This is a genomic window from Mesorhizobium sp. P2_C5_2 (genome assembly GCF_056404535.1).
The window spans coordinates 158784-180668 of record NZ_JBFUDV010000010.1; the positions used below are offsets into that span (position 1 = coordinate 158784).

23 protein-coding genes are annotated in these 21885 nt (G+C 64.1%); 18 read left to right on the forward strand and 5 right to left on the reverse strand.

Annotation, left to right across the window (positions count from 1 at the left end; genetic code table 11):
• Nucleotides 1–105 precede the first annotated feature (105 nt).
• From argJ to AC1D1B_RS29315, 5 genes are all read left to right on the forward strand, one after another.
• Complete coding sequence (argJ, locus tag AC1D1B_RS29295; RefSeq protein WP_477336728.1) at nt 106–1347, forward strand: bifunctional glutamate N-acetyltransferase/amino-acid acetyltransferase ArgJ; 1242 nt, start codon at nt 106–108, stop codon at nt 1345–1347.
• 29 nt (nt 1348–1376) lie between these two features.
• Nucleotides 1377–2126 (forward strand): GNAT family N-acetyltransferase, encoded by a 750-nt coding sequence (locus AC1D1B_RS29300; protein ID WP_477336786.1) that lies wholly within the window; start codon nt 1377–1379, stop codon nt 2124–2126.
• Nucleotides 2123–2542, forward strand: coding sequence for an 8-oxo-dGTP diphosphatase MutT (mutT, locus tag AC1D1B_RS29305; protein ID WP_477336730.1), 420 nt, complete (start codon nt 2123–2125; stop codon nt 2540–2542). The genes AC1D1B_RS29300 and mutT overlap by 4 nt, the downstream gene beginning before the upstream one ends.
• Before the next feature lie 97 nt (nt 2543–2639).
• Nucleotides 2640–2954, forward strand: a complete 315-nt coding sequence (locus tag AC1D1B_RS29310; protein WP_477336732.1) for a hypothetical protein — start codon at nt 2640–2642, stop codon at nt 2952–2954.
• Nucleotides 2955–3081: 127 nt separating this feature from the next.
• Nucleotides 3082–3264 carry a Flp family type IVb pilin gene (locus AC1D1B_RS29315; protein ID WP_477336734.1) on the forward strand — a complete coding sequence of 61 codons (183 nt, stop codon included), beginning with the start codon at nt 3082–3084 and terminating at the stop codon, nt 3262–3264.
• Between the two features lie 12 nt (nt 3265–3276).
• Here AC1D1B_RS29315 and AC1D1B_RS29320 read toward each other — a convergent pair whose 3' ends face one another.
• Nucleotides 3277–4149, reverse strand: coding sequence for a class I SAM-dependent methyltransferase (locus tag AC1D1B_RS29320; protein WP_477336736.1), 873 nt, complete (start codon nt 4147–4149; stop codon nt 3277–3279).
• 69 nt (nt 4150–4218) lie between these two features.
• Between AC1D1B_RS29320 and AC1D1B_RS29325 the strand changes: the two genes are divergently transcribed.
• The 6 genes from AC1D1B_RS29325 to AC1D1B_RS29350 are packed head-to-tail and all read left to right on the forward strand — an operon-like array spanning nt 4219 to nt 7287.
• Nucleotides 4219–5004, forward strand: a complete 786-nt coding sequence (locus tag AC1D1B_RS29325) for a ComF family protein (RefSeq protein WP_477336788.1) — start codon at nt 4219–4221, stop codon at nt 5002–5004.
• Nucleotides 5005–5026: 22 nt separating this feature from the next.
• On the forward strand, nt 5027–5305 hold the full coding sequence (gene grxC, locus AC1D1B_RS29330) for a glutaredoxin 3 (protein ID WP_477336738.1): 279 nt from the start codon (nt 5027–5029) through the stop codon (nt 5303–5305).
• A 2-nt stretch (nt 5306–5307) separates the two neighbouring features.
• Nucleotides 5308–6174: a carbon-nitrogen hydrolase family protein gene (locus AC1D1B_RS29335; protein ID WP_477336790.1), complete on the forward strand. Its 867-nt coding sequence runs from the start codon at nt 5308–5310 to the stop codon at nt 6172–6174.
• Nucleotides 6171–6596: a DUF1178 family protein gene (locus AC1D1B_RS29340; protein WP_477336740.1), complete on the forward strand. Its 426-nt coding sequence runs from the start codon at nt 6171–6173 to the stop codon at nt 6594–6596. Before AC1D1B_RS29335 ends, AC1D1B_RS29340 begins: the two co-directional genes overlap by 4 nt.
• Before the next feature lie 14 nt (nt 6597–6610).
• Nucleotides 6611–6976, forward strand: coding sequence for a hypothetical protein (locus AC1D1B_RS29345; RefSeq protein ID WP_477336742.1), 366 nt, complete (start codon nt 6611–6613; stop codon nt 6974–6976).
• Complete coding sequence (locus AC1D1B_RS29350) at nt 6976–7287, forward strand: hypothetical protein (protein WP_477336744.1); 312 nt, start codon at nt 6976–6978, stop codon at nt 7285–7287. The genes AC1D1B_RS29345 and AC1D1B_RS29350 overlap by 1 nt, the downstream gene beginning before the upstream one ends.
• Before the next feature lie 4 nt (nt 7288–7291).
• Here the strand turns inward: AC1D1B_RS29350 and AC1D1B_RS29355 are convergent, their stop codons facing one another.
• The gene (locus AC1D1B_RS29355) at nt 7292–7777 is read right to left on the reverse strand and encodes a MarR family winged helix-turn-helix transcriptional regulator (RefSeq protein ID WP_477336746.1); all 486 of its coding nucleotides are present in this window, start codon (nt 7775–7777) and stop codon (nt 7292–7294) included.
• 133 nt (nt 7778–7910) lie between these two features.
• Between AC1D1B_RS29355 and AC1D1B_RS29360 the strand changes: the two genes are divergently transcribed.
• Complete coding sequence (locus AC1D1B_RS29360; protein WP_477336748.1) at nt 7911–8801, forward strand: DMT family transporter; 891 nt, start codon at nt 7911–7913, stop codon at nt 8799–8801.
• 6 nt (nt 8802–8807) lie between these two features.
• On the opposite strand, the gene AC1D1B_RS29365 is transcribed toward AC1D1B_RS29360, so the two are convergent.
• The 3 genes from AC1D1B_RS29365 to AC1D1B_RS29375 form a co-directional block, all read right to left on the reverse strand.
• Nucleotides 8808–9149 (reverse strand): MmcQ/YjbR family DNA-binding protein, encoded by a 342-nt coding sequence (locus AC1D1B_RS29365; RefSeq protein WP_477336750.1) that lies wholly within the window; start codon nt 9147–9149, stop codon nt 8808–8810.
• 20 nt (nt 9150–9169) lie between these two features.
• Nucleotides 9170–9919, reverse strand: a complete 750-nt coding sequence (gene ubiG / locus AC1D1B_RS29370) for a bifunctional 2-polyprenyl-6-hydroxyphenol methylase/3-demethylubiquinol 3-O-methyltransferase UbiG (protein ID WP_477336752.1) — start codon at nt 9917–9919, stop codon at nt 9170–9172.
• Between the two features lie 175 nt (nt 9920–10094).
• Nucleotides 10095–11957, reverse strand: a complete 1863-nt coding sequence (locus AC1D1B_RS29375) for a CHASE3 domain-containing protein (RefSeq protein ID WP_477336754.1) — start codon at nt 11955–11957, stop codon at nt 10095–10097.
• A gap of 223 nt (nt 11958–12180) precedes the next feature.
• Between AC1D1B_RS29375 and AC1D1B_RS29380 the strand changes: the two genes are divergently transcribed.
• The 6 genes from AC1D1B_RS29380 (at nt 12181) to clpB (ending at nt 21841) form a co-directional block, all read left to right on the forward strand.
• Entirely contained in the window at nt 12181–13434 is a 1254-nt protein-coding gene (locus tag AC1D1B_RS29380; RefSeq protein ID WP_477336756.1) for an aspartate kinase, read from the forward strand.
• A gap of 83 nt (nt 13435–13517) precedes the next feature.
• Nucleotides 13518–15788, forward strand: coding sequence for a phosphoenolpyruvate--protein phosphotransferase (ptsP, locus tag AC1D1B_RS29385; protein ID WP_477336758.1), 2271 nt, complete (start codon nt 13518–13520; stop codon nt 15786–15788).
• 8 nt (nt 15789–15796) lie between these two features.
• Entirely contained in the window at nt 15797–16876 is a 1080-nt protein-coding gene (prfA, locus tag AC1D1B_RS29390) for a peptide chain release factor 1 (RefSeq protein WP_477336760.1), read from the forward strand.
• Nucleotides 16869–17747 (forward strand): peptide chain release factor N(5)-glutamine methyltransferase, encoded by an 879-nt coding sequence (gene prmC / locus AC1D1B_RS29395; RefSeq protein ID WP_477336762.1) that lies wholly within the window; start codon nt 16869–16871, stop codon nt 17745–17747. Before prfA ends, prmC begins: the two co-directional genes overlap by 8 nt.
• Nucleotides 17748–18051: 304 nt before the next feature.
• Nucleotides 18052–19023, forward strand: coding sequence for a DUF4167 domain-containing protein (locus tag AC1D1B_RS29400; protein ID WP_477336764.1), 972 nt, complete (start codon nt 18052–18054; stop codon nt 19021–19023).
• A 211-nt stretch (nt 19024–19234) separates the two neighbouring features.
• Entirely contained in the window at nt 19235–21841 is a 2607-nt protein-coding gene (gene clpB / locus AC1D1B_RS29405; protein ID WP_477336766.1) for an ATP-dependent chaperone ClpB, read from the forward strand.
• The last annotated feature ends 44 nt before the right edge of the window (nt 21842–21885 follow it).

The window sequence follows — 21885 nt, forward strand, 5'->3', positions numbered from 1 at the left end:
ACGGGTTGGTACCGGCGCCCGAAGCGACGAAAACGCCCTTGCGCCGGGCCGTGGTATCGGGCAAACCGGCCTTCCCCAGCGTTTTTCCGTCGCCCGAGGTCCCCAATGTCCGCAACGATTTCGCCGCTCGCGCCGAAGAAATATCCCAAAATGCCTGCCATTGAAGGCGTACGCATCGCCACCGCCGAGGCCGGGATCAAGTACAAGAACCGCACCGACCTGCTGGCCATGGTCTTCGATGCCGGCACCGCTGTCGCCGGCGTGTTCACGAAATCGAAATGCCCCTCGGCGCCGGTCGATTTCTGCCGGCAGAACCTTGGCGCCGGCAAGGCGCGGGTGCTGGTCGTCAATTCCGGCAACGCCAACGCCTTCACCGGCAAGAAGGGCCGCGCCTCCACCCAATTGACCGGCGAGGCTGCGGCCAGGGCCGCCGGCTGCACGCCAGACGAAGTGTTCCTCGCCTCCACCGGCGTCATCGGCGAGCCGCTCGACACCACCAAATTCAGCCATTTGCTGGCCGGGCTGGTCAAGGACGGCAAGCCGGATTTGTGGACCGAGGCGGCCAAGGCCATCATGACCACGGACACCTATCCGAAAGTCGCGACCGCGACGGTCAAGCTCGGCGACACCGACGTCACCATCAACGGCATTTCCAAGGGCGCCGGCATGATCGCGCCCGACATGGCGACGATGCTGTCCTTCGTCGCCACCGACGCGCCGATCGCCGCCCCGGTGCTGCAGGATTTGTTATCGCGCGGTACGGCCAAGACCTTCAATGCGGTCACCGTCGACAGCGACACCTCGACCAGCGACACGCTGCTGTTGTTCGCCACCGGTGCCGCCGCCAAGCGCGGCGCGCCTGTCATCAGCGATCCCAAGGACGCGCGTCTCGGCGCCTTCCGCCGCGCACTTGGCAAGGTGCTGAAATCGCTGGCGCTGCAAGTGGTGCGCGACGGCGAGGGCGCCCGCAAGCAGGTCGAAGTCACCGTCACCGGGGCGAAGTCGGCGCGTTCGGCCAAGCGCATCGCGCTGTCGATCGCCAATTCGCCGCTGGTCAAGACGGCGGTTGCCGGCGAGGACGCCAATTGGGGCCGCGTCGTCATGGCTGTCGGCAAGGCCGGCGAGCCGGCCGACCGCGACCTTCTGTCGATCTGGTTCGGCGACAACCGGCTGGCGTATGAGGGCGAACGCGATCCCGGCTACTCCGAGGAAGCGACCTCGGCCTATATGAAGCGCGACGACATCCGCATCCGCGCCGATATCGGCATCGGCCGCGGCAAGGCGACGGTGTGGACCTGCGACCTCACCAAGGAATATGTCGCCATCAATGGCGACTACCGGAGCTGATGGAGTTGGCTCCCAGGCATCCGGCAAGCATGCTCGCCATCGTGCGCCGCTACGAGGCGGCGGGTTTTCGCGCCTGGCCGGCGGCGGCCGTCCACTATGACGGCACCTGGGTGGTGCGGCTGACGGCCGGTCATCCGGCCAAGCGGCTGAACTCGGTCAACCCGCTCGATCCAGGCGACACCCAGCACATTGCCGAGCGCATCGGCCGCGCCAGCCGGCGCTTCGACGCCTATGGCAGGCCGCTGACCTTCCGCATTTCGCCGCTGTCGGGTCCGGACCTGGCTAAGCATCTCGACAATGAGGGCTGGAGCACATTCGACGAATCGCTGGTGATGCGGCTGCCGCTGGCGGACGCACAACTGGCCCCGGCCATGGACCAGATACCGCTGAAGGACATCAGCCGCTTTCTTGGCGCATCGCTCAAGGTCAGCGGCTCGGATGTATCGCTGCGGCCGGGTCTTTCGGAAATCATCGGCGCCATTCAGCCGGAGGTCGGGCTGTTTGCGCTCGAGGACGAGGCCGACCCGCTGGCGGTGCTGATCTGCGTTCATGACGGCGATCTTGCCGGCCTGTTCGAGATCGCCACCGACAAGTCGGTGCGCAACCAAGGCCATGGCCGCAACCTGATTCTGTCGGCGCTGAAATGGGCCAGGCTGCGCGGCGCGCGGGAAGCCTGGCTGCAGGTCGAGGCCGGCAACGCGCCGGCGCTGGCGCTCTATCGCTCGCTGGGCTTCGAGGAAGTCTATCGCTACCACTATCGCCGGCCGCCGGGCGCATGAGCCAGGTTCTCACCGGCAAACGCCTGCTCCTGGTCGCCGCCTGCGCGCTGGTCGATGCCGATGGCCGCGTGCTTTTGGCGCAGCGGCCCGAGGGCAAGCAGCTTGCCGGCCTGTGGGAATTTCCCGGCGGCAAGGTCGAACCCGGAGAGACGCCGGAACAATGCCTGATCCGCGAGCTGCAGGAAGAGATCGGCATCGAGACCGACATACCCTGCCTGGCGCCGCTTACCTTCGCCAGCCATTCCTATGATGATTTCCATCTCTTGATGCCGCTCTTCGTCTGCCGCCGCTTTCGCGGTATCGCGCAGCCGAAAGAGGGGCAGGCGCTGAAATGGGTGCGGCCAAAGCAGATGCGCGACTACCCGATGCCACCGGCCGACGCACCGCTGATCCAGTTCCTCATCGATCTGTTGTGAGTAGGAGCATTTCGCCGGCCTGGTTTAGCCAGCGTTAATGGAAGATTTATCTCATCGTGAAAAATTGCGGCAAAGCGGATTCGCCGGGAGCGATTGCATGAGCCTGGACAAGGAATGGGACTCGATCCGGCCGGATCGCAGCTTTCGCGCCGCCAATGCCGGTATGAGCGTATTGCGCATCACGCTGCTGTTCGGCTCGGCCGCGGTGGCGCTTGCCCTGATCGCGGTCCCCATCCTCGACAAACAGACGCGATCATCCAGCCGCGATGCTCTTGCAAGCGGCCTGGACACGATGAGCACCGGCTCCGTCGGCTCGCGCGCCACCTATACGCTGCGCAGAAGCGTGCTGCAGCCCTCACCCAGTTCGGTCTGCATCATCCGCGCCGACGGCCGGCGCAGCGGCGACTGCTGACGAAGAAGGTGAACAAAAGCTTATTGATTTCCTTAACGCAGGCCCCGTTTCATCGCCTGTTAAGCTTGTGCCGTTAACCTTTCTTAACAGGTCGGCGGTATGGTCGTGACAAGAGGGATCGACGATCATGAAAACATTGTTGCAGCGATTTTTGGAAGACGAAACAGGCGCCACGGCCATTGAATATGGCCTGATCGTCGCCGTGCTGTCGCTTGCCATCGTCGGCGGCATCGGCAAGGTCAGCAATGCGATCCAGTTTCTGTTCAGCGACACCAACAGCAAGCTAGCGAACGCGTTCGCCGAGCCCTGATCCGGAGCGGCGTCAACGCCCGCCGGGATTTTCCAGTATCGTCTTCAGCGAGACCTTCGCTGAACCCGGCTTCAAGGGCTTTTGCTGCGAGGCATCCGGCGCCCAGCCAGACATCCAGACAACAGAGAAACTTGCCCTGATCCGGCCATCGGCGTCCGAAAAGCGTTCGGCATAGATTTCGGCGGCACGGGCAAACAGCTTTCGTGCACCTGGCCGCCGGCTGCGATCGGTCAGCGCGCTGGTTTCGCCCATCGCCCTGAGATCGGCGGTGAGGTCGAAGAGAGTGTCGTAGCGCACGGTCACCGTTTCGACGTCGGCCACCGGCAGCGCCAGGCCGGCGCGCTGCAGCAGCGCGCCGGCGTCGCGAACGTCGGTGAACGGAATGACGCGTGGGCTGGCACCGCCATAAAGCTCGGTCTCGGCGGCGAGCAGGCTCTCGCGCAGTTCGGAAAGCGTGCCGGCGCCGGCAAAGGCGCCAAGGAAAAGCCCGTCGGGCCGCAGAGCGCGGCGGATCTGCACCATCATGCCGGGAATGTCGTTCATCGCCTGCAACGACAGCAGCGATACGGCGAGGTCCAGGCTTTCCGGTGGAAACGGCACGGTCTCCGGCGGTGCTACCAGCCCTGGCCGGCCGTCCAGAAATGCCGCGTCGGCCTCGACGCGCACGATCTCCGCAGCCTTGCCGCTTGCAGCAACCGCGTCCGTTGCGTCCGGCGTCTGGCAAAACAGCACGGCGGCCTTGCCGAATTTGCGCTCGACCGCGCCGAGCCGGTCAGCGAGATCTTCCGCTGCCCGCCGCATCAGAAAATCGGCGCCGGCCACGGGATGGCCCAATGCCCGGCGCTTGTGTGCCAGCCAGAGCTCTGTATCGATAATGGGCTGCAAGGCAACATCCCTGTTTGTCCGCCTTGTGATATCGTGGCGCGGACGACAAAGCACGTGGCCGATCCGGTGATGGAGATCAAGAGCCTGGCTCAAACCATGTTGAAACTGGCGATGTTGGACTGGCCGGCGCGGGTGCTGTTCCCGCCGGTCTGCGCCGGCTGCCGCAGGCATGTCTCTCAGCCCGGCGTTTTATGCGGCGCCTGCTGGCCCAAGCTTAGGCTCTTGGAGCGGCCATGGTGCGCGGTGATGGGCACGCCATTCACCCACGATATGGGCGAGGGGTTCCTGTCGGCCGAAGCGATCGCCGATCCGCCGCCTTTCGAGCGGGCGCGGGCGGCCGTTGCCTATTCGGGCGTCGCCCGCCAGATGGTGCAAGGGCTGAAATACCAGGATCGCACCGATCTCGCGCCATGGATGGCGCGCTGGATGCTGCGCGCCGGCGCCGAGCTGATCGCGGATGCCGATGTCGTCGTGCCGGTGCCGCTGCACTGGCGGCGCTTCTTTCGGCGGCAGTTCAACCAGTCGGCGGAACTGGCAAGGGCGGTCGCGCAGCTCAGCGGGCTGCCTTTCTCGCCATCGGCGATCCGGCGCGTCAAGCTCACGCGCCAGCAGGTCGGGCTGGAGCGGCAGGAGCGCGAGGACAATGTGCGCGCCGCCTTCCGTGTGCCCACGGAAGCGGAAATCGAGATCGCCGGCCGCCGCGTGCTTCTGGTCGACGATGTCTACACCACTGGCGCCACCGTGCGCTCGGTCGCCAAGGCGCTGAAGAGGGGCGGCGCCGGAGCGGTCGACGTGCTGACCTTCGCGCGTGTCTTGCCGGGGGACTTTCGGGCCGATGAGTCCGCGACTATATAAGGTCAGGGAAAGGCACTGACAGATGCTCGATGTGACGATCTATACCCGTATGATGTGCGGCTATTGCGCGGCGGCCAAGCGGCTGCTCGACCGCAAGGGCGTCGCCTACACCGAGCATGACGCTTCCTTTTCGCCGGAACTGCGCCAGGAGATGGTTTCACGGGCGCACGGGCGAACCACCTTTCCGCAGATTTTCATCGGCGAAACGCATGTCGGCGGTTCCGATGAACTCCACGAACTGGAGGCGCGGGGGCAGCTGGACAGGCTGCTTGCCGACGGCTCGACGACACAGAGGGCATGACGATGGGTGTTTTCAAGGCGGCGGCGATCCAGATGCGTTCAGGCGAGAGCCCCGACCGCAACGCGGTCGATCTGGAACGGTTGGTGCGCGAAGCGGTAGGCCTGGGTGCTAGCTATATCCAGACCCCGGAAATGACCGGCGCGCTGATCCGCGACAAGGAAGCCAGGGCAGCCTCCTTCACATCGGAAGACAAGGACATTGTCGTGGCGACCGCGCGCAAGCTCGCCAGCGAACTCGGCGTGTTCCTGCATATCGGCTCGACCGCCATCCTGCGCGCCGACGGCAAGCTCGCCAACCGGGCGCTGCTGTTTGGCCCCGACGGCGCCACGCTTGCGACCTATGACAAGATCCACATGTTCGATGTCGATCTCGACAATGGCGAGAGCTGGCGCGAATCCGCAGCCTATGAGCCAGGCACCGAGGCCGTCGTCACCGAGATCGATGGCACCAGGCTGGGCTTTGCAGTCTGCTACGATCTGCGCTTTCCGCAGCTGTTCCGTGCCGAGGCGTTGGCCGGCGCCGACCTTTTGTCGGTGCCTGCCGCCTTCACCCGCCAGACCGGCGAGGCGCACTGGCATGTGCTGCTGCGGGCCCGCGCTATCGAGAACGGCGCCTATGTGGTTGCCGCGGCCCAGGGCGGCCTGCATGAGGACGGCCGCGAGACTTACGGCCATTCGCTGATCGTCGATCCGTGGGGTCGCATCATCGCCGAGGCGGCGCATGCCGAGCCTGGCGTAATCGTCGCCGAGATCGACACGGCGCAGTCTTCGGCCGCGCGCAAAAAAATCCCCAATCTCAAGAACGCGCGCGATTTTGCCGTCAATGCGGGCACGGCCGAGGCGCCCCGGCTCAGGGGCGCGGCTTCGTGATCCGCTTTGCCCTGATCTGCGAGCATGAGCACGAGTTCGAGGGCTGGTTTCGCAGCAATGACGATTTCGACACACAGAAGAAGCGCGGCTTCGTCGATTGCCCGACCTGCGGTTCGCACAAGGTGCAAAAGGCGCTGATGGCGCCGGCCGTCTCCACCGCGCGCAAGCAGGAAACAATCGCGCTGGCCATGGGCGAAGCCCAGAAGCAGGCGTTGGCGCAGCTGAAGGCGATGGCCGAGAAGGTGCGCGAGAATGCCGATTATGTCGGCGACAAATTCGCCGAGGAAGCGCGCAAGATCCATTTCGGTGAAAGCGACGCGCGCGGCATCTATGGCGAAGCAACGCTGGACGAGGCCAAGAGCCTGGCCGAGGACGGCGTGGAGTTCATGCCGATCCCGAGCTTTCCGGAGGACCGCAACTGAGTTCCAAGGGAGCTTTGCGCGACCTGGAAGCGGATGAGCCGCAACGCGGAATCAAGGGCGTTGTCAACCGGTTGGCCCGCCGGGGCGTTGTCAAGTTCAGCGGCAGCCGAACAATCGACGGATTACTGATCATCGGCGACAAGGGCGCCGACAAAATCGTCGAGGCGCTCCACCTCATTCGGGATTTCGATCCCATCCGCTACAAGCGCTTGCTCCGCGATGTCAGGCAGGTTCTCGTCGCAACCCTTCCAGCTTCGGTCGCCAATGGGCAGTTTCTTCACACGCCTGCGAACTGGACGAACGCTACCTTATCCATGAGGGGACGACAGCCGAACACGTTGCATCGTCGCTCGTCCATGAAGCCACGCATGCGCGGCTGATGCGACGCAGCATCGGCTATGAAGAAACGCTGCGAGATCGGGTGGAGCGGGTTTGCCTGCGTCGGGAGATGGCCTTTGCGGCCAAATTGTCGCTCGCAACAGATCGGCCCGGAACAGATCGGCTTGGACAAGTTGAGGCGACACTTGCCGCCATGCTTGATCTCTCAGACAAGGCAATGAGCGAACGCGACCTCGACGGGTTGCGAGATGCTCTTCTCTACCTCAACATGCCCAGGTGGCTCGTCGGTCTCGCCGTATTTTATCGGCGCTGGCAACACCGGCGCCGTTTTGCGCGGCAACCAGCAAGCTGACGGGCTAGATGATGCTTCCAATCAGCTTTCCAAGCAGTTCAGCCAGCTTCTCCCGTTCGGCAACGGTCAGGCCGGCGAGGATTTCGTGTTCGTTGGCGACGTGGGCTGTCAGGGCCTCATCGATCAAGGCGAGACCCTTGTCGGTCAGCTGCACCACAATGCCGCGCCGGTCGTTGGGGTGCGGGCCGCGCACGATCAGTCCGGCCTTTTCCAGCCGGTCGAGCCGGTTGGTCATGGCGCCGGACGTCACCATCGTCGCCTCGTAGAGAGCGGTCGGCGTCAGCGCATAAGGCTGGCCGGACCGGCGCAGTGTCGCCAGCACGTCGAATTCACCGGCTTGCAGCCCGAAGCGGGCGAAGAGCGGCGCGAGCCGTTCGCGGGCGACCAGCGACGAGGCTTCGTTCAATCGCCCAAGCACCGCCATCGGCGAGACGTCCAGGTCCGGCCGTTCCCGTTTCCACTGCTCGACCGCTTTCGCCGCGCGATCCATTTGTCTCACCGTTAAATATCTTGACGTTAAGAATCTTTTCGTTATCTTACCTGAAGATACAAGACTGGCCGAGTGCCGCAAGTGCCAAATTTCGCAAGTGCCAAATGCCGCAAATGAGTGACGGGACCATCCGATGAAATTTCTCTGGGATTCCGCGCTCGGCCTTCTGGTGGTCACCGGCGGCCTGCTCGGCCTCACCTTGCCGCTCGGCAAGCTGGCGACAGCTGCCGGCGTTCCGGCCATGGTCTGGGCCTTCGTTATCTCGTTCGGCGCCGGCAGCGTTCTGTTGTGCGCGCTGCTCGCCAGCGGCCAGCGCATGCGGCTCACCCCGCACAGGCTGCGCTATTTCTCCATCACCGCGGCAGTGTCCTACGCCGCGCCCAATCTGCTGATGTTCTCGGCCATCCCGCATCTCGGGGCCGGCTACACCGGCATCATGTTCACGCTGTCGCCGGTCATCACGCTGGTGTTCTCGATCCTGCTTGGCGTCCGGCGGCCCAATATGCTCGGTATCATTGGCATCGCCGTCGGCTTCGTCGGCGCGGTCATGGTGGCGGTGACGCGCGGCGAGGCCGGCCAGCCGGCCGATTTCTTCTGGGTGGTGATCGGGCTGCTGATCCCGGTCAGCCTCGCCGCCGGCAACATTTATCGCACCGTCGACTGGCCGGAAGGCACCGGCCCGATCGAGCTTGCCGTCGGAAGCCATCTGGCTTCGGCAACGCTGCTGCTGGTCGGCATTCTCGCCCTATTCGGCGTCGGCGCTTTTGCCCCGCTGAGTGCCGTGCCGTTGGTCGTTGTGGCGCAGGTCGCCTCGGCCTCGGCGATGTTTGCCTTCTTTTTCCGGCTGCAGGCCGTGGGCGGCCCGGTCTATCTCAGCCAGATCGGCTATGTCGCCGCGGCCGTCGGCCTGTTTGCCGGCACGATCTTTCTCGGCGAGCACTACCAGCTTTTGACCTGGGCCGGCGCGGTGATCATCACCATCGGCGTGATCATCACGACCAAAGCGCAAAGTCAGAAGGCGTAGGACGGGCTAGATCTGGCCTGCGTCGATGCGTTTGCGCAGGGCGGGCGGGGCGACATTTCGCCAGGCCGTCCGAATTGCGCTGCGGAACGTCTGTTCGTCGCAGGCTTCGAGCATGATCGACGTCCAGCCCTTTTGTCCCCAGCCACCGGGAACGGGCTTGAAAACCGATGGCTCAGCGGCCGCCATCATCTCTTGCTGGTCGCGGTCCAGCTTGACGACGGCACGGTCGGCCTCCGGCAGTGACACGAAGATGCGGTTGCGGACGCGGAAATCGGCCTTGCCGAAATGCGACTTCTCGACCGTTTCGGGAAGATCGAGCGCCAGCTCTCGGGCCCTCACAGTGTTCACGGCCGCCAACGCTCCTTCGTTCAGACCGATCCTTTTTCCGCCAGCACCATATAGTTGACGTCCATGTCCTTGGAGCGTTGCCAGCGATCGGCGAGCGGGTGGTAGATGACGCCCGTCCTGTCGATGATGGTCATGCCGGCGCTGCCCAGCGCCTTTTCCAGCTCTTCGGGCCGCACCAGCTTGCCGAACTGGTGGGTGCCGCGCGGCAGCCAGCGCAGCACATATTCGGCGCCGATGATGGCGAGGCCGAGCGCCTTCAGCGTGCGGTTGATGGTGGCCACGAACATGATGCCGCCGGGCTTCACCATCTCGCCGCACTTGCCGATGAACAGGTCGATGTCGGCGACATGCTCGACCACTTCCATGTTGAGGATGACGTCGAATTTCTCGCCGGCATCGGCAAGGTCTTCCGCGGTCGTTGCGCGGTAGTCCACGCTAACGCCACCCTCGGCCGCGTGCAGCTTGGCCACCTCGAGGTTGGTTGCCGATGCGTCGGCGCCGACCACTTCGGCGCCAAGCCTGGCCATCGGCTCGCATAACAGCCCGCCGCCGCAGCCAATGTCGAGGAAGCGCAAGCCTTCGAACGGCCGCGCCGCCCGCGGATCACGGCCAAAGCGCGCCGCCACCTGGTCCCTGATATAGGCCAGCCGGACCGGGTTAAACTTGTGCAACGGGCGAAATTTGCCGTTCGGGTTCCACCATTCGGCGGCAAGGGCTGAGAAGCGTTCGACTTCTCCGGCATCGATCGTCGATCGACGGGGCTCTGGCATGGGGCGGGTCTCCTAGAGCTCTTTTATTCTGACGCAATTTCGGACGGAAAACCGGTTCCCACTTTTCCTGGAATTGCCTGGGAGCACTAGGAAGTCGGGTGTGAGGCCGCGAATGTCAAGGCAACAAATTTCCGTTCTGAGATGGCGGCAGCCAAGTCAAGTACAAGCGAACGCCCTACTTGGCGTCCAGCACGTCGCGCAGTTTTGCCGCCAGCTGCTCGATGGTGAAGGGCTTGGCCAGGAACTGCACGTCATGGTCGAGCACGCCGTTGTGGACCACGGCGTTCCTGGTGAAGCCGGTGGTGAAGATCACCTTCAGCTGCGGCAGGCGCGCAAGCGCTTCCTCGGCGAGCTTGCGACCGTTCATCACCGGCATGACGATGTCGGTGAACAGAAGCGCGACACCCGGATTGTCCGCCAGTATCTGCAAGGCTTCGTGGCCGCTGCCGGCATGGATGACGGTGTAGCCGAGTTCGCGCAGCGCATCCGTGGTCGAAGCGCGTACGCGGGCGTCGTCCTCGACGACAAGGACCGTCTCGGTGACCGCGGCGGGATTATCGCCCCGCCCAGCGGGCAAGACAGCCTCTTCAGCGCCGAAGAAACGCGGCAGATAGATCTTGATTGTCGTGCCTTCGCCGGGTTCGGAATAGATTTTGACGTGGCCGCCCGACTGCTTGACGAAGCCGAATACCTGGCTCAGCCCCAGGCCGGTACCCTTGTTGACCGGCTTGGTGGTGAAGAACGGCTCGAACGCCTTGGCCATGATTTCATCCGGCATGCCTTCGCCAGTATCGCTGACCGCGATCATCACATACTGGCCGGCTTTGACCTCGGCATGGGTGGCGGCATAGCCGTCGTCGAGATGGCTGTTGGCGGTCTCGATGGTCAGCTTGCCATTGTCGGCCATGGCGTCGCGGGCATTGACCGCTAGGTTGAGGATAGCGTTCTCGATCTGGCTCGGATCGGCATGGGTTTTCCACAGGCCGCCGGCCAGCACGGTTTCGATGCGGATGGTTTCGCCGAGCGCCCGCCGCAACAAGTCCGACATCCCGGTGACCAGACGATTGGTGTCGACCACCTGCGGCGCCAGTGGCTGCTGGCGTGAGAAGGCGAGCAGCCTTGCGGTCAGATTGGCAGCCCGGGTCGCCGCGTCGGTCGCGGCTTCGATGAATTTTATGATGTCTTGCTCACCCCGCGCCAGCTTGCGTTGGGCAAGGTTCATGGCGCTGATGATCACCGCCAGCATGTTGTTGAAATCGTGGGCGATACCGCCGGTCAGCTGGCCAACTGCCTCCATCTTCTGCATCTGGCGGATCTGCGATTCGGCCGTTTCGCGCGTCCGGATCTCATTGCCGAGTTCGATGTTCTTGCGCATCAGCTCTTCCTGGGCGACAGCGACCTCGCGAAAACGGCGGCGCGACAGGCGGATCGTGTAGGCGCCAAGCAGGAAGATCGCCAGCAAGGCCGCCAGCGAGCCGATGCGCAGCCAGCTTTCGACCCGGTCGGTATGTTCGTCGCGGGCGGCGATGGCCGCGCCGCCGATCCGCCGGATGGTGTCCATGCTGGCCCGGATCTGGTCCATGGCGGCCTTGCCCCGGCCGCCGCGCACCAGTTCCAGCGCTTTCGTCGCATCGCCGCGATCGTAAAGCGCAATCGTCTGTGCCAGTTCAGCCTGCTTCAGCGAAAGCGCGTCCTTGATGCGATTGATCTGCTGGACGAGTTCGTCGTCCGGCGCGGTCATGCTGTCGATGCGGGCAAGCTGGCCCGGAATGGCCTCGACCGCCTGCCGATAGGGCTGGAGGTAGGATTTTTCGCCGGTCAGGAGATAGCCGCGCTGGCTGGTCTCAGCGTCCTGCGCCAAGGACAGCAGACCGGACAGCGATTCCTGGTACTCGATAGCCTCGCGCGCCGCTTCGCGGTTGGCCCTCTGGCCTTCGACCAGAACGGCGCGCGTGCCGACGATCAACGCCAGCACGGCGAAGCCGATGAAAAGCGGCAGCGACTGCCAGCGCACGGCACGTCGAAGACGAGCAATCATTTGATATGCCGGACCAAAAGGAATTCCCCGCGGGCAGCATTTGGTAAGCGGCGGCGGGGCGGAACGCAATATGCCGTCGTCCTGAAGCCGGCAATCCGTGGCCAGCCTTGCGAAACCGTGATCATTTGGCTAAGGAGGCCGCGCATTCAGCGGCCGGCTTCTGTCGGACGCTTTCTTCCCCTTTCGGCTCCGGGCCGGCTTCAGTCAAAGGCATTTCGCTTCCATGGCGCGCATCGTGATGAAATTCGGCGGAACCTCCGTCGCCGACATCGCCCGCATCCGCAATGTGGCGCGTCACGTCAAACGTGAGGTCGATGCCGGCCATGAGGTCGCTGTCGTGGTCTCGGCGATGGCCGGCAAGACCAACGAGCTGGTCGGCTGGACCCGCGAAGCCTCGCCGATGCATGACGCGCGCGAATATGACGCGGTCGTCGCCTCGGGCGAGCAGGTCACCGCCGGCCTTCTGGCGATCACGCTGCAGAATATGGGTGTGCACGCCCGCTCCTGGCAGGGGTGGCAGATCCCGATCAAGACCGACAACGCGCATGGCGCGGCGCGCATCCTCGACATCGATGGCGCGTTTCTGATCAAGCGCTTCGGCGAGGGCCAGGTGGCTGTCGTCGCCGGCTTCCAGGGCATCGGCCCGGACAACCGCATCGCCACGCTCGGCCGCGGCGGCTCGGATACGAGTGCCGTGGCCATCGCCGCGGCAGTCAAGGCAGACCGCTGCGACATCTACACCGACGTCGACGGCGTCTACACCACCGATCCGCGCATCGAGCCGAAGGCGCGGCGGCTTAACAAGATTTCGTTCGAGGAAATGCTCGAAATGGCCTCGCTCGGCGCCAAGGTGCTGCAGGTGCGGTCGGTCGAGCTTGCCATGGTGCACAGGGTGCGTACCTTCGTGCGGTCGTCCTTCGACGATCCCGATGCACCCGGAATGGGGGATTTGCTCAATCCCCCGGGAACGCTCATTTGCGACGAGGAAGAGATCGTGGAACAGCAGGTCGTCACCGGAATTGCCTACGCCAAGGACGAAGCGCAGATTTCGCTGCGCCGCGTCGGCGACCGCCCGGGCGTTGCCGCCGGCATTTTCGGCCCGCTGGCCGAAGCCAACATCAATGTCGACATGATCGTCCAGAACATTTCCGAGGACGGCAAGTTCACCGATATGACCTTTACCGTGCCGTCCGGCGACGTCGACAAGGCGCTGGCCGTGCTCGAGCGCCTGAAGGCTTCGATCGGCTATGACGTCGTGCAGTCCGAAGCCGGCATGTCGAAGGTTTCGGTCATCGGCATCGGCATGCGCAGCCATGCCGGCGTCGCCGCCACCGCCTTCAAGGCGCTGGCCGACAAGTCGATCAACATCCGCGCCATCACCACCTCCGAGATCAAGATTTCGATACTGATCGACGGTCCCTACACCGAACTGGCGGTTCGCACTTTGCATTCCGTCTACGGTCTGGATAAGCAGTAGCGAGAACGATTTGAGTTGTTGCGTGTGCGCCGGTCGCAGTGGAAACTGCGGCGGGCAAAATGCCCATTGGAGAAGAAGCCGCGATGCGTGATACGGCCAGTGGCCCGCGCGTTCTGCTGAAACGGCTCCGCGAGCTCATGCAGGAGCCGCTGGAGCCGCAGGAGCGGCTCGACCGGATCGTGCGCGACATCGCCTCCAACATGGTCGCCGAAGTCTGCTCGCTCTATGTGCTGCGCGCCGATTCGGTGCTCGAACTCTACGCCACGGAAGGTCTGAACCCGAACGCCGTCCACTTGGCGCAGCTGCGGCTGGGGCAAGGCCTGGTCGGTACGATTGCCGCCAGCGCGCGGCCACTGAACCTCTCCAATGCGCAGGAACACCCGGCCTTCGCCTACCTCCCGGAGACGGGCGAAGAGATCTACAATTCCTTCCTCGGCGTGCCGGTGCTGAGGGCAGGGCGCACGCTCGGCGTGCTGGTGGTGCAGAACAAGACGATGCGCCACTACCGCGACGACGAGGTCGAGGCGCTGGAAACCACCGCCATGGTGATCGCCGAGATGATCGCCACCGGCGATCTCGCTCGGCTGACCCGGCCCGGCCTCGAACTCGACCTGCGCCGTCCTGTCAGCTTCACCGGCTTGTCCTTCAACGACGGCGTCGGGCTCGGCCATGTCGTGCTGCACGAGCCGCGCATCGTCGTCACCAATTTGTTCAACGAGGACAGCGAGGAGGAGGTGCGCCGGCTGGAAACCTCGCTCGGTTCGCTCAGGCTTTCCATCGACGACATGCTGGAGCGCCGCGACGTCGCCTTCGAGGGCGAGCATCGCGAAGTGCTCGAAGCCTATCGCATGTTTGCCAACGACCGTGGCTGGGTGCGCCGGCTGGAAGAGGCGATCCGCAACGGCTTGACGGCGGAAGCGGCGGTGGAAAAGGTGCAGAGCGACATGCGCGCCCGCATGCTGCACATGACCGATCCCTATCTGCGCGAGCGGATGAGCGATTTCGACGATCTCGCCAACCGGCTGCTGCGCCAGCTGATGGGCCGCGGGCCGGAGGATGTCGCGGCGTCCTTGCCGAAGGACGCCATCCTGGTCGCCCGTTCGATGGGCGCGGCCGAGCTGCTCGATTATCCCCGCGACAAACTGCGCGGCGTGGTGCTGGAAGACGGCACCGCCACCAGCCATGTCGTTATCGTCGCGCGCGCCATGGGCATTCCGGTCGCCGGCCAGATGAAGGGCGCCGTTTCCATGGCGGAAAACGGCGATGCCATCATCGTCGACGGTGAGGAAGGCACGATCCATCTGCGGCCGCAGCCCGATCTCGAGGCCGCCTATGCCGAAAAAGTCCGCTTCCGGGCGCGCCGGCAGGAAGTCTACCGCGAACTGCGCAAGAAGCCATCGGTGACCAAGGACGGCGTCCAGGTCGATTTGTTGATGAATGCGGGCCTCGCCGTCGATCTGCCGCAGCTGGCCGAGGCGGGTGCGGCCGGCATCGGCCTGTTTCGGACCGAATTGCAGTTCATGGTCGCCTCGACCTTCCCCCGCGCCGAGGCGCAGGAGAAGCTCTATCGCGACGTGCTTGACGCGGCGCGCGGCAAGCCGGTCACCTTCCGCACCATCGACATCGGCGGCGACAAGGTGCTGCCCTACTTCAAGGGTGCGATCCAGGAAGAAAACCCGGCGCTCGGCTGGCGGGCGATCCGCCTGACGCTCGACCGGCCGGGCCTGCTCAGGACCCAGATCCGCGCTCTGCTGAAGGCCTGCGGCGGACGCGAATTGAAGCTGATGCTGCCGATGGTGACGGAACTCGGCGAAATCGCCCAGGCGCGCGAGATCATCGACCGCGAGGTCAGGCATCTTTCGCGCTTTGCCCATCATCTGCCGACCAGCCTTAAGCTCGGCGCCATGCTGGAAGTGCCGTCGCTGCTGTTCCAGCTCGACGATCTGATGAAGGCGGTCGATTTCGTCTCGGTCGGCTCCAACGATTTGTTCCAGTTCGTCATGGCGGTCGATCGCGGCAACACGCAGCTATCCAACCGCTTCGACACGCTGTCGGCGCCGTTCCTCAGGGTGCTGAAGCAGATTGCCGACGCCGGCGCGCGCAACCACACCCCGGTGACGTTGTGCGGCGAACTGGCGGGAAAACCCATCTCCGCCATGGCGCTGATCGGCCTTGGCTACCGCTCGATCTCGATGTCGCCGGCCTCGATCGGTCCGGTCAAGGCGATGCTGACCGAACTGCCGCTAGAGGAATTGCAGGCGTTCTTCGATGATAATTTGATGGCGCCGGCGCATGGGCTGCCGATGCGGGCGCTGCTGCAGGCCTTTGCCGACGACCGCTCCATCCCGCTATAGCATCAGCCATGGTCAATCTTCCCCGCGAGCGTATGGATCAGGTCGTCAAGCGTTTCGAGATGCTCGAAGCGCAGATGTCGGCCGGGCCGGCGGCCGATGCCTATGTAAAGATGGCGTCGGAATATGCCGAGCTGCAGGAGATGGTGGCCAAGGTTAGGGAACTGCGCTCAGCCGAGCATGAGCAGGCCGACCTTGAGGCGATGCTTGCCGACAAGGGCACCGATGCCGAGATGAGGACATTGGCCGAGGCCGATCTGCCCGGGGTCGAGGAGCGCATCGAGGAACTGCAGAAGGACATCCAGATCCTGTTGCTGCCCAGGGATGCCGCCGACGACAAGAACGCCATCCTCGAAATCCGCGCCGGCACCGGCGGCGATGAGGCAGCCCTGTTCGCCGGCGACCTGTTTCGCATGTATGAGCGCTATGCCGCCGAACGCGGCTGGCGCTTCGAGACGGTGTCGGCCAGTGACGGCGATGCCGGCGGCTTCAAGGAAATCATCGCCACCATTTCCGGCCGGGGCGTCTTTGCCCATCTGAAATTCGAATCCGGCGTGCATCGCGTGCAACGCGTGCCGGCGACCGAGGCCAGCGGGCGCATCCATACCTCGGCGGCGACGGTGGCCGTGCTGCCGGAAGCCGAAGAGGTCGACATCGACATCCGCGCCGAAGACATTCGCATCGACACGATGCGCGCCTCGGGTTCGGGCGGCCAGCACGTCAACACCACCGATTCGGCGGTGCGCATCACCCATTTGCCGACCGGCATCATGGTGGTGCAGGCGGAGAAGTCGCAGCACCAGAACCGGGCCAAAGCCATGCAGATACTGCGTGCGCGGCTCTATGACATGGAGCGCAGCAAGGCGGACGACGAGCGCTCCGAAGCGCGAAAATCGCAGGTCGGTTCCGGCGACCGTTCGGAACGCATCCGCACCTACAATTTTCCGCAAGGGCGCCTTACCGATCACCGCATCAACCTGACGCTCTACAAGCTCGACCGAGTGATGATGGGCGAGCTGGATGAGGTCATCAACGCGCTGATCGCCGACCACCAGTCGAAGCTGCTCGCCGATATTGGCCTCGATGGCTGACATCCTGCCCGGCACGCTCGGGCCGCTGCTGCGGGCAGCGCGAGAACGGCTTGCCGCGGCTGGTCTCGCCGACCCGGCACTGGATGCCAGGCTGATCGTCGAACATTTCTCCGCCACAGACCGCACGCAGGCCATCGCCGAGCCGCAAAGGGCGGTCGAGGCGGGTGCGGTCGCGGCGATCGATGCCGCCTTGCAGCGCCGTCTTGCCGGCGAACCGGTGCACCGCATCCTCGGCTACCGCGAATTCTACGGTCTTCGCCTTGCGCTGTCGCCGGAAACGCTGGAGCCGCGGCCGGACACCGAAACGTTGGTCGAGGCGGTCCTACCCTTCGCCAGCGAAACGGCCGAAAGGCTGGGGGAATGCCGCATCCTCGATCTTGGCACCGGCACCGGCGCCATTGCTTTGGCCCTGCTCAGCGTTGTTTCCGCTGCGACCGCCACCGGTGTGGATATTTCACAAGATGCGCTCACGACCGCGACCCGCAATGCCAGGCAAACTGGGCTGGCCGGCCGGTTCGAGGCACTGCACTCCGACTGGTTCGCAAAAGTTTCTGGCCGGTACCATGTAATTGCCGCAAACCCTCCCTATATACGCTCTGGAGACATTGGAAATCTGCAGGACGAGGTCCGCGATTTCGATCCGCACAGAGCCCTTGATGGCGGTGCGGACGGTCTTGGCCCCTACAGGATCATCGCAGCCGAGGCGGCAAGGTTTCTGGAAGCACAAGGCAAGATTGCGGTCGAGATCGGCCACACGCAGCGCAATGAGGTCAAAGACATTTTCGCGGCAGCCGGCTACAGGCTGGCTGGAGCATTTGTCGATCTTGGCGGAAACGACAGGGTTCTTGTGTTTGAACAGGGAAAGCCTTGACGCAGTGCAAAAAAAGCGCTTGGCAATGCCGGGGAATGCGGCTAGGGTCGCCTTAACCGGATGAGACGAAGCAGGCAGTGCTCTTAGCGATTCGGTTTTCCTTGGAAATAGCTGCCTTCTTGCGCAAACGACGCCCAAGCTTCGTGCGGGAATCGTCCGGCAAGTGATGTAACCGGAACAGGATGACACGTGGCGCCAACGCAATTGATGCGGGCGAACGCCGGTGAAGAAACGAAACGGCTGGCTGCATGAGCGCCTCCGTTCGTGAAGAGTTTTTCGAAAATTTCAAAATGAAGAGAGTCTAATGAGGCCACAACAGCAGAACAGGCGCATGCGCGGTCGCAACAACAATGGCGGCGGCGGTGGCAACAACAATAATAACAACAACAACCGCAAGGGCCCCAATCCCCTGACGCGCAACTACGAGAGCAACGGCCCGGACGTGAAGATTCGCGGATCGGCTCAGCAGATCGCCGAAAAATACGCCACTCTGGCCCGTGACGCGCAAAGCTCCGGCGACCGGGTGATGGCGGAGAACTACCTCCAGCACGCCGAGCACTACAATCGCATCATTGCCGCCGCTCAGGCGCAGATGCCGATCCAGAATGCCCAGCAGAACCGCGACGATTTCGACGACGACGAAGATCGCGACGATTTCGACAATGCCGGCAACAACAATGGCGGCGAGACGCAAGCTCCGCTGGCCAATCCCGGCAACGGCCCGCAGCCGACGATCGAAGGCACCCCGGCCGAACTGGCTTATGGCCAGGAAAACGGTCGCGAGAACAACAATGGCCGTGACAACAATGGCCGCAACAATAACGGGCGCGACAACAACGGCCGCAACCGTGACCGTCGCCCCAATTATGGCCAGAACGAGCAGCGTGGCGACTTTGCCCAGCGCGGCGAGCAGAACGGCCCGCGCGGCGACCAGCAGCGCTTCAACGAGACGCCGGCACAGGCCGAGACCGTCGCTGCAACTGAGCCCGCGGCCGAGACCGGTTTTTCCGAGCCGGCACCGCTGTACGAAAACCTTTCGCCGGCGGCTCTTGCTGCCCGGGCCGAGCTCAATGAGGCAGCCGCCGAGAGCGGCGCTGCCCGCCGCCCGCGGCGTCCGCGCCGCCCGCGCACCAATGCCGATCAAGTCGGTGACGAACAGTCTGGCGGTGACCAGATGGATCGCGTCAGCGAGACCGTTGCCGCTGTTGACGTGGCAGATGCGGCACCGGCTGAAAACCCTGCCGGCGACCCGTTCGTCGTCGACGCCAACAACTGACCGGACAAAGACGGTAATGCTTGCAAACGGCGGAGAGAAATCTCCGCCGTTTTCGTTTGCGCGGGCATGCAATATCATCAGCCCGACGTCTTGAGCGGCAATGGCTTGCGCCCCATATCTGGCGTGAACTGGACCCGGCTCGGATGAGCGGGTCCGTCACCGCAATCGGATCCGGTGCCGCAAAGCGGGCCGGTGATGGAAGGAGACAGATATGAACCTCGAGAAATACTCCGAGCGCGTCCGCGGATTCATCCAGTCCGCCCAGACCATGGCGCTCTCGCGCAATCACCAGCAATTCACTCCCGAACATATGCTCAAGGTCCTCGTCGATGACGACGAGGGTCTGGCCGCCTCGCTGATTGAGCGCGCCGGCGGCAACGTCCGTGACGTCAAGCTCGGCGTCGAGACGGCGCTGGAAGCCATGCCCAAGGTCGAGGGCGGCAACGGCCAGCTTTATTTGGCGCAGCCGCTGGCCAAGGTGTTTTCGACCGCCGAGGAATTGGCCAAGAAGGCCGGCGACTCGTTTGTCACCGTCGAGCGGCTGCTGCAGGCGCTGGCGATGGAGAAGTCCGCCAAGACGGCCGATATCCTGGCCAAGGCCGGCGTCACCGCACAGGCGCTGAACCAGGTCATCAACGATGTCCGCAAAGGCCGTACCGCCGATTCGGCGAGCGCCGAGCAGGGCTATGACGCGCTGAAGAAATACGCGCGCGACCTCACCGCCGACGCCCGTGCCGGCAAGCTCGACCCGGTGATTGGCCGCGACGATGAGATTCGCCGCACCATCCAGGTGCTGTCGCGGCGCACCAAGAACAACCCGGTGTTGATCGGCGAACCCGGCGTCGGCAAGACGGCGATCGCCGAGGGCCTGGCACTGCGCATCGTCAATGGCGATGTGCCGGAATCGCTGAAGGACAAGCAATTGATGGCGCTCGACATGGGCGCGCTGATTGCCGGCGCCAAATATCGCGGCGAGTTCGAAGAGCGGCTGAAGGCCGTGCTCAATGAAGTCACGTCGGCAGCCGGCGGCATCATCCTGTTCATCGACGAGATGCACACGCTGGTCGGCGCCGGCAAGGCGGATGGCGCCATGGACGCTTCGAACCTGTTGAAGCCGGCACTGGCGCGCGGCGAACTGCACTGCGTCGGTGCGACCACGCTTGATGAGTACAGAAAACATGTCGAGAAGGACGCGGCGCTCGCGCGCCGCTTCCAGCCAGTGTTCGTCGACGAACCGACGGTGGAAGACACGGTTTCGATCCTGCGCGGCCTGAAGGAGAAATACGAGCAGCACCACAAGGTGCGCATCTCGGATTCGGCGCTGGTGGCGGCGGCAACCTTGTCCAACCGCTACATTGCCGACCGTTTCCTGCCGGACAAGGCGATCGACCTTGTGGACGAGGCCGCATCGCGGCTCAGGATGCAGGTCGATTCCAAGCCTGAGGCGCTGGATGAGATCGATCGCCGCATCATGCAGCTCAAGATCGAGCGCGAGGCGCTGAAGGTCGAGACCGATGACGCCTCGAAGGATCGGCTCGCCCGTCTGGAAAAGGAACTCGTCGGCCTTGAGGAGGAATCGACCGAGATCACGACCAAATGGCAGGCCGAGAAGCAGAAGCTTGGGCTCGCCGCCGATCTCAAGAAGCAACTCGACGAGGCTCGCAACGAGCTTGCCATTGCCCAGCGCAAGGGTGAATTCCAGCGCGCCGGCGAGCTTGCCTATGGCAAGATCCCGGAGCTGGAAAAGAAGCTCAGGGAAGCCGAAGCCCAGGACGGCAAGGCCGGCATGGTCGAAGAGGTGGTCACGCCCGACCATGTCGCCCATATCGTGTCGCGCTGGACCGGCATTCCGGTCGACAAGATGCTGCAGGGCGAGCGCGACAAGCTGCTGCGCATGGAAGATGAGATCGGCAAGCGTGTCGTCGGCCAGGGCGAGGCGGTGCAGGCTGTCTCCAAGGCCGTGCGTCGCGCCCGCGCCGGGCTGCAGGATCCGAACCGGCCGATCGGCTCGTTCATGTTCCTCGGCCCGACCGGTGTCGGCAAGACGGAGCTGACCAAGGCGCTGGCCAATTTCCTGTTCGACGACGAGAGCGCCCTGGTGCGCATCGACATGTCGGAATACATGGAAAAACACTCGGTAGCCCGGCTGATCGGCGCACCTCCCGGCTATGTCGGCTACGAGGAAGGCGGTGCGCTGACCGAAGCAGTACGGCGCCGGCCATACCAGGTCGTGCTGTTCGACGAGATCGAGAAGGCGCATCCGGATGTCTTCAACGTACTCTTGCAGGTGCTGGACGACGGGCGGCTGACGGACGGGCAGGGCCGCACGGTCGACTTCCGCAACACGCTGATCATCATGACGTCGAACCTGGGCGCCGAATATCTGGTCAATCTCGGCGAAGACCAGGATGTCGATGCCGTGCGCGATGAGGTGATGAGCGTGGTCAAGGAGAAGTTCCGGCCGGAATTCCTCAACCGCATCGACGAGGTGATCCTGTTCCACCGGCTGCGCCGGCAGGATATGGGCCGCATTGTCGAGATCCAGCTCAAGCGGCTGGAAAGCCTGCTCGTCGACCGCAAGATCACGCTGTCGCTCGACCAGGACTCGATCGACTGGCTGGCGGCCAAGGGCTACGACCCGGCCTATGGCGCGCGGCCGCTGAAGCGGGTGATGCAGAAGGACCTGCAGGATCCGTTGGCGGAGAAGATCCTGCTCGGCGAGATCCTCGACGGCTCGACCGTCAAGGTCACCGCCGGCTCCGACCGGCTGAATTTCCGGTCGAAGCCCACCGTGGTGGCGACCGAGGCAGCAGCCTGATCAAAACGCCGCGCGCCCGAACGGACGCGCGGCGCTTTCTTGTG